This window comes from Streptomyces sp. NPDC059668, assembly GCF_042734135.1.
Lineage (GTDB): Bacteria > Actinomycetota > Actinomycetes > Streptomycetales > Streptomycetaceae > Streptomyces.
In genome coordinates, this window is record NZ_JBHWEL010000092.1 from 25,360 (window position 1) to 35,897 (window position 10,538).

10 protein-coding genes are annotated in these 10,538 nt (G+C 71.6%); 7 read left to right on the forward strand and 3 right to left on the reverse strand.

The annotated features are described in order from the left end of the window. Positions 1 to 102 precede the first annotated feature (102 nt). Complete coding sequence (locus ACFV2J_RS37850; RefSeq protein WP_385442997.1) at positions 103 to 1,599, reverse strand: oligopeptide:H+ symporter; 1,497 nt, start codon at positions 1,597 to 1,599, stop codon at positions 103 to 105. Positions 1,600 to 2,093: 494 nt separating this feature from the next. Between ACFV2J_RS37850 and ACFV2J_RS37855 the strand changes: the two genes are divergently transcribed. Both ACFV2J_RS37855 and ACFV2J_RS37860 read left to right on the forward strand, forming a co-directional pair. Next, entirely contained in the window at positions 2,094 to 2,771 is a 678-nt protein-coding gene (locus tag ACFV2J_RS37855; protein ID WP_037628240.1) for a response regulator transcription factor, read from the forward strand. Between the two features lie 298 nt (positions 2,772 to 3,069). Next, entirely contained in the window at positions 3,070 to 4,350 is a 1,281-nt protein-coding gene (locus tag ACFV2J_RS37860) for an ATP-binding protein (protein ID WP_385091685.1), read from the forward strand. An 80-nt stretch (positions 4,351 to 4,430) separates the two neighbouring features. Here the strand turns inward: ACFV2J_RS37860 and ACFV2J_RS37865 are convergent, their stop codons facing one another. After that, a complete protein-coding gene (locus ACFV2J_RS37865; protein ID WP_385091682.1) occupies positions 4,431 to 5,006 on the reverse strand; it encodes a GtrA family protein in 576 nt (191 codons plus the stop codon). 231 nt (positions 5,007 to 5,237) lie between these two features. On the opposite strand from ACFV2J_RS37865, the gene ACFV2J_RS37870 reads away from it, so the two are divergent. The 4 genes from ACFV2J_RS37870 to ACFV2J_RS37885 all read left to right on the forward strand — a co-directional run bounded on the left by ACFV2J_RS37870 (position 5,238) and on the right by ACFV2J_RS37885 (position 9,381). Next, entirely contained in the window at positions 5,238 to 6,389 is a 1,152-nt protein-coding gene (locus ACFV2J_RS37870) for a 5-(carboxyamino)imidazole ribonucleotide synthase (RefSeq protein ID WP_385091691.1), read from the forward strand. Then, positions 6,386 to 6,910 carry a 5-(carboxyamino)imidazole ribonucleotide mutase gene (gene purE, locus ACFV2J_RS37875; protein ID WP_385091679.1) on the forward strand — a complete coding sequence of 175 codons (525 nt, stop codon included), beginning with the start codon at positions 6,386 to 6,388 and terminating at the stop codon, positions 6,908 to 6,910. The genes ACFV2J_RS37870 and purE overlap by 4 nt, the downstream gene beginning before the upstream one ends. A gap of 5 nt (positions 6,911 to 6,915) precedes the next feature. Continuing rightward, complete coding sequence (locus tag ACFV2J_RS37880) at positions 6,916 to 8,094, forward strand: dipeptidase (protein ID WP_385091676.1); 1,179 nt, start codon at positions 6,916 to 6,918, stop codon at positions 8,092 to 8,094. 126 nt (positions 8,095 to 8,220) lie between these two features. Beyond that, positions 8,221 to 9,381: a dipeptidase gene (locus tag ACFV2J_RS37885; protein WP_385091673.1), complete on the forward strand. Its 1,161-nt coding sequence runs from the start codon at positions 8,221 to 8,223 to the stop codon at positions 9,379 to 9,381. Between the two features lie 30 nt (positions 9,382 to 9,411). Here ACFV2J_RS37885 and ACFV2J_RS37890 read toward each other — a convergent pair whose 3' ends face one another. Next, on the reverse strand, positions 9,412 to 9,789 hold the full coding sequence (locus ACFV2J_RS37890) for a VOC family protein (RefSeq protein WP_385091670.1): 378 nt from the start codon (positions 9,787 to 9,789) through the stop codon (positions 9,412 to 9,414). Positions 9,790 to 9,880: 91 nt separating this feature from the next. Between ACFV2J_RS37890 and ACFV2J_RS37895 the strand changes: the two genes are divergently transcribed. After that, entirely contained in the window at positions 9,881 to 10,441 is a 561-nt protein-coding gene (locus ACFV2J_RS37895) for a CGNR zinc finger domain-containing protein (protein WP_385091667.1), read from the forward strand. Positions 10,442 to 10,538 lie beyond the last annotated feature (97 nt).

Here is a 10,538-nt window from a genome sequence, read left to right on the forward strand (position 1 = left end):
GCCGCGCGGGGCGCCCCGGGGGGGCCCCCCCCGGGGGGGGGGGGGGGCGCGCCCCCTCCGGGTACGAGGCGTCGGCCGGGGGAAGCCCCCTGCGCGGGTGCGTCAGTTGACGTCGCCCATCAGTTCCTTGACCCGCTTGCGGTACATCCAGACCGCGACGCCGGCGATCACGGCGAGCGTGGCCTCCAGCGCGACGATGCCCGTCTTGTTGAGGTCGACCTCGGCGATGGAGAGGAGGCCGGTCGTGGCGTCACCGGCGGTGACCGCCAGGAACCACACACCCATCATCTGGGAGGCGTACTTCGCGGGAGCCATCTTCGTCGTGACCGACAGACCCACCGGAGAGAGCGTCAGCTCGCCGACGGTCTGCACGAAGTAGATCGCCACCAGCCACATCGCCGCCGCCTTGTGACCGCCCTCGGCGATCGTCAGCGGGGCCAGGAAGAGGAAGAACGACGCACCGACCAGGATCAGACCGGAGGCGAACTTCGTGGCCGTGCTCGGCTCCTTGCCGCGCTTGTTCAGCGCCAGCCACGCCCAGGCGAAGACCGGGGCCAGCGCCATGATCATGACCGGGTTGACCGACTGGTACCAGGAGACCGGGAAGTCCCAGCCGAAGATGGTGTTCTTGGCGGACGAGTCGGCGAAGATCGACATGGTCGAGCCGCCCTGGTCGTAGATCATCCAGAAGACGGCCGCGGCGACGAAGAACCAGATGTACGCGGACATCTTCGACTGCTCGGCGCGGTTCAGGCCCTTGTCCCGCTTGATACGGCCGATGACCATGACCGGGATGACCAGACCGGCGACCGTGATCGGGACCAGCAGCCAGTTCAGCGTGTAGTGGCCCGAGAAGCCGACGATCGCGTAGAAGACGACGGCGACGGCCGCCCAGAACGCCGACTTGCGCAGCGTCGCGGACTTCTCCTCGGCAGACAGGGGCGTGGGGACCTCCTGCGAGCGGGGGCTCAGGTGACGGCCGCCGAGCAGGTACTGGGCCAGACCCAGGGCCATGCCGAGCGCGGCGATCGCGAAGCCAAGGTGCCAGTTCACGTTCTCGCCGACGGTGCCGATGACCAGCGGCGCGATGAAGGCGCCCAGGTTGATCCCGATGTAGAAGAGCGTGAAGCCACCGTCGCGGCGCGCGTCGTCCGGGCCGTTGTAGAGGTGGCCGACCATCGTGGAGATGTTGGCCTTGAGCAGACCGGAACCGACGGCCACGAGGCCGAGGCCCGCGAAGAACGTGCCGGAGGTGGGCAGGGCGAGCGTGAGGTGGCCGATCATGATGATCAGGCCCGCGACGGCGACCGTCTTGCGGGGGCCGAGGACACGGTCGGCGAACCAGCCGCCCGGCAGGGCGAGCAGGTACACCAGGGACAGGTACACGGAGTAGATCGCGGTCGCGGTGGCCGCGCTCATGTGCAGGCCGCCCGGTGCCACCAGGTACAGCGGGAGCAGAGCCTTCATGCCGTAGTAGGAGAAACGCTCCCACATCTCGGTCATGAAGAGAGTGGCCAGTCCGCGGGGGTGGCCGAAGAAGGTCTTCTCGGAACCGGGGGTGCCCGGTGTGACCGAGTCCTTCGTCAGGCTGGACGCCATGGTCGTTCCTTGCTGGTCGGGACGCGCTGCTGGAGCGTGGCGCGCCCGGTGGGGGGCGGCCGGCACCGGCGAGGTCCGACCCGTCCACCCCACGCCCACGGGGAGTCCGCTCCGGATTGCGAAGCGGTGCACGGCGACCACCGGGATCCACGCCCGTCACGCGTCGATGCGCTCGGGCCCGGCCACAGGTCATTCCTTTCGAGGCCGGCGAGAACACCGGCCCGCACACAAAAGAGACCCTCAGCGTCACGTAACGCGCCAAAGGTCCCCGTGTAGTGCAACAGGCGTCTGGTCACCATACGACATGTCAATGCCGCATATGGAAGGACTTGAGAGATGGATCACAGGTAATAATGGAACCACGGAAGCGTATTCGAAGGCCCCGATCGAGGTCGCGCCCCACAGCCGAAGGCGGCTCTCCGGGCGGTCGTAGGTAAGAATCCCGGTCGCCGATCACACCACAGGTGCTGTCCGCGGCGGACTACCATCACCCCATGACCCGTGTACTGCTCGCCGAGGACGACGCGTCCATCTCGGAGCCGCTGGCCCGCGCCCTGCGCCGGGAGGGTTACGAGGTCGAAGTGCGCGAGGACGGACCCACCGCGCTCGACGCCGGAATGCAGGGCGGCGTCGACCTGGTCGTCCTGGACCTGGGGCTGCCCGGAATGGACGGCCTGGAAGTGGCCCGCCGACTCCGTGCCGAAGGCCACACCGTCCCCATCCTCATCCTGACCGCGCGCGCCGACGAGGTGGACACCGTCGTCGGACTCGACGCGGGCGCCGACGACTACGTGACCAAGCCGTTCCGCCTCGCCGAACTGCTCGCCCGCGTCCGGGCGCTGCTCCGGCGTGGCTCCGCGGAGCCGCAGCAGCCGCCCGCCACGCACGGGGTGCGGATCGACGTCGAGTCGCACCGGGCCTGGATGGGTGACGAGGAACTCCAGCTCACGGCAAAGGAGTTCGACCTGCTGAGGGTGCTGGTCCGGGACGCGGGGCGGGTCGTCACCCGGGACCAGCTCATGCGCGAGGTGTGGGACACCACGTGGTGGTCGTCCACCAAGACCCTCGACATGCACATCTCCTGGCTGCGCAAGAAGCTCGGTGACGATGCGGCGAATCCCCGGTACATCGCGACGGTACGGGGTGTCGGTTTCCGCTTCGAGAAGAGCTGACGCGCGCCGTCCTGTCCCTGGGGGCTCCGCCCCCAGACCCCCGTCCGGCCTTGAGGGCCTTGTCCTCAATCGCCGGACGGGCTGATGGTGCGGGCCTGCGTCATCAGGGTGCTGAAGGCTGGCGCCAGGGCCATGCTTTTCAGCCCGTCCGGCGTTTGAGGACGAGCCCTTCGGGCGATGCGGGGTCCAGGGGGCGCAGCCCCTTGGCGGGGTCCGGGGCGGAGCCCCCGGGGAGAACCCGTCCGTCACCGCGACAGTGCACACTGGTCCCCGTACAGCCACCCGCCCGGAGGGCCCCGTGCGTCGCCGCCTCATCCAGTCCACCCTCGCCGTCGTCCTCGTGGTGATCGCCGTGTTCGGCGTCTCCCTCGTGATCGTCGAGACCCGCACCATCAGCAACAGCGCCCAGGAACGCGTGGACTCCGAGGCCCTGCGCCTCGCGAGCATCGTGGACAGCCGCATCCTCGGCGAGGAACACATCAACGCGGAGATCCTCAAGAACCAGGTCGCGGAGGACCGCTACGCCGTGATCCGGGTCCCCGGCCAGACCCCCATCGAGGTCGGGATCCAGCCCAGCGGCGACGTCATCCACTCCACGGCCAAGGGCGAGGAGGGCGAGACGGTCGTCGTCCAGGAGCCCCGCTCGGCCGTGACCCGCGAGGTCGGCCGCACGCTCCTGATCATCGCGGCGGTCGCCCTGCTCGCGATCATCGCCGCCGTCCTGCTCGCCGTACGCCAGGCCAACCGTCTGGCCTCCCCGCTCACCGACCTCGCGGAGACCGCGGAGCGGCTCGGCTCCGGCGACCCCCGCCCCCGCCACAAGCGCTACGGCGTCCCGGAGCTGGACCGCGTCGCGGACGTCCTGGACGGCAGCGCGGAGCGCATCGCACGGATGCTGACCGCCGAGCGCCGCCTCGCCGCCGACGCCTCCCACCAGCTCCGTACGCCCCTTACCGCCCTGTCGATGCGGCTGGAGGAAATCACCCTCACGGACGACCCGGACATCGTGAAGGAGGAGGCGACGATCGCGCTCACCCAGGTCGAGCGGCTCACGGACGTCGTGGAGCGGCTGCTGACCAACGCCCGCGACCCCCGTACGGGCTCCGCCGTCTCCTTCGACCTCGACGAGGTCATCAAGCAGCAGCTGGAGGAGTGGCGCCCCGCCTACCGCAGCGCGGGCCGCGCCATCGTCAGCTCGGGCAAGCGGCACCTGCGGGCGGTCGGCACCCCGGGCGCGGTCGCCCAGGTGCTGGCCGCGCTCATCGAGAACTCGCTCATGCACGGCGGCGGCACCGTCGCCCTGCGGACCCGGGTCACCGGCAACCAGGCCGTCGTCGAGGTCACGGACGAGGGCCCCGGGGTCCCCACCGACCTGGGCGCCCGCATCTTCGAGCGCACGATCAGCGGCCGCAACTCCACCGGCATCGGCCTCGCGGTCGCCCGCGACCTCGCGGAGGCCGACGGGGGCCGGCTGGAGATGCTCCAGGCGCAGCCGCCGGTGTTCGGGCTGTTCCTGTCACGTACGCCGCTGAAGAGGCCGCCGCTGGTGGTGGACGACGACGAGCCGACGGTCCGCTAGCGCGGGGCTCCGACACTGCGGAAGGCTCCGCGGCCGGCACGCGAGGGGCGTCGGCCGGGGCGTGTCCCGAAGGTCCCGCCCTAGTTGGCCCGTGCCCTGGCCGGCGTCCGTTCGTGGCCGGTCCGCGGCTCCGCCGTGTCGAGGACGGCCCGCGTGAGCACCGCCTCGGGCTCCGGCCCGGCCGCGGGCTCCTCGGCCGGCTGTGTGCGGAACACCCAGGTGCGGTACGACCAGAAGCGGAACAGGGTCGCGACGCCGATGCCGACGAACTTGAAGACGTTACTCTGGAGCTGGCTGTCCCAGCCGAAGCCGTACGTCGCCACGTACAGCACGCCGTTCTCGATCACCAGTCCCACCGCGCTGAACAGCACGAAGAGGGTCATCTCGCGGGTACGGCCGCCGCGGTCGCGGTCCCGGTAGGTGAAGTAGCGGAACCCGACGTAGTTGAAGACGATGGCGACGATCGTGGCGATGACACTGGCCCGTACGACCTGCAGCCCGGTGGCGTGCCGGACCAGGTTGAAGGTCACCAGGTTGACGAGCAGGCCCGCTCCGCCGACCGCGCCGAACTTGGCGACCTCGCGCAGAAGCTGGTCGAACCGGCGGCGAACCGCGCTGCGGGGCCTCGTATGAAGCCCCGAAGAAGCACTGCCCATGGTGTCGCCAGCCCCCGTCGATCGGTCGTCGGTCGGTCGTCTCTCGGTTATTTCAACCCGGCCATGCTAACCAGCGGCTCCGTGTCCTGCCTGTGGGCAGGCTCACCGGTGCGGAAAAAGCGGGTCACCGACGGGGGCGGTTCCGGGGCGCGCGGCAGGGGCGCGAAGAGCGGGATCCGGTCGCCGCGGCGCGGCCGATACTCTTGGAGTGTGACGTTCCCGGTAGTCGGCATGGTCGGCGGGGGTCAGCTCGCTCGTATGACACACGAGGCGGGCATCCCGCTCGGCATCAGATTCAAGCTCCTCAGTGACACCCCGCAGGATTCCGCGGCGCAGGTGGTCGGTGATGTCGTCATCGGCGACTACCGCGACCTGGACACGCTGCGCGACTTCGCACGGGGCTGCGACGTGATCACCTTCGATCACGAACACGTACCCGGCGAGCACCTGCGCGCCTTGGAGGCGGAGGGCATCCCCGTCCGCCCGGGACCCGACGCGCTCGTGCACGCCCAGGACAAGGGCGTGATGCGCGCGAAGCTCGACGCGATCGGCGTGCCCTGTCCCCGGCACCGGATCGTGAGCGACGTCGACGACGTCGCCGCCTTCGCGGCCGAGGGCCTCGCGCCCGGCGCCGAGGGCGACGGTTTCCCGGTGATCCTGAAGACCGTCCGCGGCGGCTACGACGGCAAGGGGGTCTGGTTCGTACGCTCCCTGGCGGACGCGGCCGAACCCTTCCGCGCCGGAGTCCCCGTGCTGGCCGAGGAGAAGGTCGACTTCGTACGGGAGCTGGCGGCGAACGTCGTCCGCTCACCGCACGGCCAGGCGGTCGCGTACCCGGTCGTCGAGTCCCAGCAGGTCGGCGGCGTCTGCGACACGGTGATCGCCCCCGCGCCCGGGATCTCGGACGAGCTGGCGCTGAGGGCCGAGGAGCTCGCCCTGCGCATCGCGAAGGAGCTCGGCGTCGTGGGCCACCTGGCCGTCGAACTGTTCGAGATCCGCGAGCCCGACGGGACGCCCGGCATCCTCGTCAACGAACTGGCCATGCGCCCGCACAACTCGGGCCACTGGAGCCAGGACGGCGCGATCACCTCCCAGTTCGCCAACCACGTCCGCGCGGTCCTCGACCTCCCCCTCGGCGACCCGCGCCCGCGCGCCAGGTGGACGGTCATGGTCAACGTGCTCGGCGGCGACTACCCGGACATGTACTCCGCGTACCTGCACTGCATGGCCCGCGACCCCCAGCTGAAGATCCACATGTACGGCAAGGACGTGAAGCCCGGCCGCAAGGTCGGCCACGTCAACACCTACGGCGACGACCTGGACGACGTCCTCGATCGCGCCCGCCACGCAGCCGGTTACCTGAGAGGCACGATCACCGAATGAGCCCAGTTGTAGGCATCGTCATGGGGTCGGACTCCGACTGGCCCGTCATGGAGGCCGCCGCCCAGGCCCTCCACGAGTTCGAGATCCCCTACGAGGTCGACGTCGTCTCCGCGCACCGCATGCCGCACGAGATGATCGCGTACGGCGAGCAGGCCGCCGGGCGTGGTCTCAAGGCGATCATCGCGGGTGCCGGCGGCGCCGCCCACCTGCCCGGCATGCTCGCCTCCGTCACCCCGCTGCCCGTCATCGGCGTACCGGTCCCGCTGAAGTACCTCGACGGCATGGACTCGCTGCTGTCGATCGTGCAGATGCCGGCCGGCGTCCCCGTCGCGACCGTCTCCGTCGGCGGCGCGCGCAACGCGGGCCTGCTGGCGGCCCGGATGCTCGCCGCGCACGACGAGGAACTCCTCACCCGCATGCGGGACTTCCAGCAGGAGCTGAACGACCAGGCCACCGAGAAGGGCAAGCGGCTGCGGGCCAAGGTCGAGGGCGCCGTCGGCGGCTTCGGCTTCGGGAAGTGACGCGGATGGCATCCCTCGACGAAGCCCGGGACCTGCTGCGGGAGTTCCCCGTGGTCGACGGGCACAACGACCTCCCCTGGGCCCTGCGCGAACAGGTCCGCTACGACCTCGACGCCCGTGACATCGCCGCCGACCAGAGCGCCCATCTGCACACCGACCTGGCGCGGCTGCGCGCGGGCGGCGTCGGCGCGCAGTACTGGTCGGTGTACGTCCGCTCGGACCTGCCCGACGCGCTCACCATGACGCTCGAACAGATCGACTGCGTCAGGCAGTTGATCGACCGTCACCCGGCCGACCTGCGTGCCGCGCTGACGGCGGCGGACATGACGGCGGCGCGGGCTGAGGGCCGTATCGCCTCGCTCATGGGCGCGGAGGGCGGTCACTCCATCGACAACTCCCTCGCGGCACTGCGGGGGTTGTACGCGCTGGGTGTGCGCTACATGACGCTCACCCACAACGACAACATCGCCTGGGCGGACTCCGCGACGGACGTCCCCGCCGTCGGCGGTCTGTCGGCCTTCGGCCGCGAGGTCGTCCGGGAGATGAACCGCGAGGGCATGCTGGTCGACCTCTCGCACGTCGCCGCGACGACCATGCGGGACGCGCTGGACACCTCGGCCGCGCCGGTGATCTTCTCGCACTCCTCCGCGCGCGCGGTCTGCGACCACCCGCGCAACATCCCGGACGACGTCCTGGAGCGGCTGCCCGCCAACGGGGGAGTGGCGATGGTGACGTTCGTGCCGAAGTTCGTCCTGCAGGCGGCGGTCGACTGGACCGCCGCGGCCGACGAGAACATGCGCGCGCACGGCCTCCACCACCTCGACACCACCCCCGAGGGGATGAAGGTCCACCGGGCCTTCGAGGAGACCAATCCGCGGCCCGTCGCCACGGTGTCGACGGTGGCGGACCATCTCGACCACATGCGCGAGGTCGCGGGCGTCGACCACCTCGGCATCGGCGGCGACTACGACGGCACGGCGTTCACGCCCGAGGGCCTCGGCGACGTCTCCGGCTATCCGAACCTGATCGCGGAGCTGTTCACCCGCGGCTGGTCCCGTGCCGACCTCGCCAAGCTGACCTGGCAGAACGCGGTGCGGGTGCTGGGCGCGGCCGAGGACGTGGCCCGGGACCTGCGGGCGACGCGCGGCCCGTCGAACGCGACGTTGCGACAGCTGGACGGCTGACGGCCGCGGCCGCTTCCCGGTGGGCGGGGGCCGTACCCCCGAACGCCCCGTCCACCAGGAAGCTGCCCGGGGCCCCGTGCGACGGTGACGGTACTGCGATCACCGTCCACCCAACGGAGCCACGTCATGGCAGACCTGCAGGAAGAACTGCACCCCACCCCCGAGGTGGCGGAGCTCGACCGGCCCGCTGCCTGGGCGGAGGCCGGGCCGGAGTCCGGGACGGCGGACCTGGGTGTCCCGGAGCCCGTGCCGGCGGCGGCGCGGGAGACGGCCGGGGACACCGATCCCCTGGAGCGGGCGCGCAGTTTCCTCGCCGGTCATCCCGTCGCCGACGGCTACAGCGGTCTGCCCTGGGCGCTGCGCCATCTGCCCTGGTACGACCTGGAGGTGGGCGAGAGCGCGGTGGACACGGACGTGCCCCGGCTCAGGGAAGGACATGTCGGCGCGCTGTTCTGGTCGCTGCACCTGCCCGAGGGGCTGGCCGGGGACCGGGCCGTCGGCGCCACCCTGGAGCAGCTGGACCTGGTGCGCACGGTGGTCCAGGCGCACCCCCAGGGGCTGCGGATGGCGCACACCGCCTCCGAGGTCAACGACGCCCGGCACTGCGGCCGGGTGGCCGTTCTGCTGGGCCCCGCCGGTGCCGCCGCGCTCGGCGACTCCCTCGGCATCCTGCGGGCCCTGCGCTCGCTCGGCCTGCGGGTCCTCACCCTCGCGGGTGCCTCCTGGGCGAGCCAGGCGGGCCTGACCAGGTTCGGTGAGGAAGTGCTGCGCGAGATGAACCGGCTGGGTGTGATCGCCGACCTCTCCGGGACCTCGGACGCCACCATCGCCCGCACCCTGGCGGCCTCCAAGGCCCCGGTCCTGTTCACCCGCTCCGCCGCCCGGGCGCTCCGTCCCCACCCGGCGAACCTCTCCGACGACGTCCTCGCCGCACTGGGCGCGGCCAAGGGGGTGTGTCTGGTCCCGCTCACCGCCGAGCAGGCGGGCCCGACCGTCCGGGACGTCGCCGACCACCTCGACCACGTGCGGGCCGTCGCGGGCCCGGAGTGCGTCGGCGTCTCGGGGACGTACGACTCCGGGGCCGCGCACCCGCAGGACCTCGCCGACGCGTCCTGCTATCCGCACCTGATCGCCGAACTCTTCGCCCGCGGCTGGTCCGAGGCCGACCTCGCCCTGCTGACCTGGGGGAACGTCCAGCGCATCGTGCGCAGTGCGGACTTCACAGCGCGGGCGGCCCAGCAGCGCCGCGAGCCGTCCACGGCCAGGATCGCCGACCTGGACGGCTGATCCGGCCGCCCGGACCAGGGGCCGCCCCGGTCAGCAGGCGCAGAGGCAGAACGGGTGCCCCGCGGGGTCGGCGTAGACCCGCCAGCCCCGCGAACGGTCCTCCGCGTCCAGGGGCCGCGCACCGAGCGCGAGCACACCCTTCTCGGCCACGTCCAGGTCGTCGACGGTCAGGTCCAGGTGGAACTGCTGCGAGCCCTCGGGCGCCGGCCACCGCGGCGGTACGTGCCCGGGGGCGGCCTGGAACGCCATCGACGGTCCGCCGGGCACCGTCAGATCCACCCAGTCGCCGGCTCCCGGGTCTCCTTCCCCGGGCACGACGGTGCCGCCCAGCACCTCGGCGTAGAACCCGGCCAGCGCGTGCGGGTCGGGACAGTCCAGGACGACGACGCCGAGCTTGGCGAGAGCCATGACTCCTCCTACGGAGAGAATGGTTACCTGTCGACCCCCGTATGGGGTAACAGTTACTGCATGCTCCCGCACTGGAGGTAACATCGCAACCATGAACGACCGCGCTCCCGCACCCGGAGGACTGGCCCTGATCCAGTCGCTGGTGAACACCCTCGACCTCGAATCGGGCGCGGACCTGCTGGACACCACCGAGGGCCGGGCCGCGTTCGGCCTCGCGCAGGCCGGCACGGAGGCGGCACGCGAGCTGCGCGAGTCGCTGCGCGTGGTGTGCCTGGCGCACGCCGACCATCCGCCGCACCGGGAGGTCACCCCGCTCGGTGAACTGCTGGCCGGGGCGCCCCTGTACGTCACGGTCGACGGGCGGGACGGCGGCGCGGGCTTCGCCGCCACCGCCCTGACGGTCACCCCGGCGCCGGCCGCGCCCCCGGTCCTCGTCGCCCCGTCGTCCGCCGTGAGCGTGCCCCTCGCCTCCCGCGTCGCCGCGGCCATCGCGGAGTCGCTCGTCGAGGGCACCTGGGCCCGGCTGAAGGCCTGCGAGGCGTCGACCTGCCACTGGGCGTACTACGACCGCTCCCCGGCCGGCCGCGGCCGCTGGTGCTCGATGTCGGTCTGCGGCGCGCGCGCCAAGATGCGCCGCTACCGCGCGAAGTAGGTGACGGAGCCGTACGAAGTGGGCCAACCGGCCGCGCGGCTCATCGCGACGGTGGAGAATGTGGGGCGACGCCGGTCCGGCCGACTGAGCCTCGGCC

Coding starts and splice junctions, on each gene's coding strand:
- ACFV2J_RS37890 (WP_385091670.1), bottom strand. CDS start 9,789: ATGGCTCTCGCCAAGCTCGGCGTCGTCGTCCTGGACTGTCCCGACCCG.
- ACFV2J_RS37865 (WP_385091682.1), bottom strand. CDS start 5,006: ATGGGCAGTGCTTCTTCGGGGCTTCATACGAGGCCCCGCAGCGCGGTT.
- ACFV2J_RS37870 (WP_385091691.1), top strand. CDS start 5,238: ATGGTCGGCGGGGGTCAGCTCGCTCGTATGACACACGAGGCGGGCATC.
- ACFV2J_RS37880 (WP_385091676.1), top strand. CDS start 6,916: ATGGCATCCCTCGACGAAGCCCGGGACCTGCTGCGGGAGTTCCCCGTG.
- ACFV2J_RS37885 (WP_385091673.1), top strand. CDS start 8,221: ATGGCAGACCTGCAGGAAGAACTGCACCCCACCCCCGAGGTGGCGGAG.
- ACFV2J_RS37850 (WP_385442997.1), bottom strand. CDS start 1,599: ATGGCGTCCAGCCTGACGAAGGACTCGGTCACACCGGGCACCCCCGGT.
- ACFV2J_RS37855 (WP_037628240.1), top strand. CDS start 2,094: ATGACCCGTGTACTGCTCGCCGAGGACGACGCGTCCATCTCGGAGCCG.
- ACFV2J_RS37895 (WP_385091667.1), top strand. CDS start 9,881: ATGAACGACCGCGCTCCCGCACCCGGAGGACTGGCCCTGATCCAGTCG.
- purE (WP_385091679.1), top strand. CDS start 6,386: ATGAGCCCAGTTGTAGGCATCGTCATGGGGTCGGACTCCGACTGGCCC.